At 42.5% G+C, this 301-nt stretch carries 1 protein-coding gene; it reads left to right on the top strand.

Features of this window, described 5'->3' with window-relative positions; genetic code table 11:
- Positions 1 to 298, top strand: a 298-nt coding sequence (locus AACR75_RS05320) for a hypothetical protein (RefSeq protein ID WP_231564235.1), incomplete at its 5' end; no start/stop codon positions are given.
- Positions 299 to 301 lie beyond the last annotated feature (3 nt).

Raw genomic sequence — 301 nt, 5'->3', positions numbered from 1 at the left:
TTCAAGCGACAAAGTAAAACGGACAACTGAGAAACTAAAACCTAATCCACGAAACGCACTTGGCAAAGAAGAAATAACAGCAAAACTTGACGAGTTTCTAGGGCTTAAATTTACAAAGAATCCTTTCGAAGAAGCCAACAACCAAGTGCGCGAAATCAACTTAAGCGCGAAAGAGCTTCAAAACCAAAGAAGCCACGCCAAAGAAATAAACAAACACACAACTTCCCGTAAACAGACTTCGGTTAGCTCAAGCAATTCACGAACAGTGCCACTGGCGAGATACGCGGAGAAGTGCTGACTT

Origin of the sequence: Vibrio sp. ZOR0018, from assembly GCF_963865925.1 — a bacterium.
Classification (GTDB): domain Bacteria; phylum Pseudomonadota; class Gammaproteobacteria; order Enterobacterales; family Vibrionaceae; genus Vibrio; species Vibrio anguillarum.
Note: the sequence above shows the minus strand (reverse complement) of the source record. Positions and strands in the feature narration are given on the sequence as shown.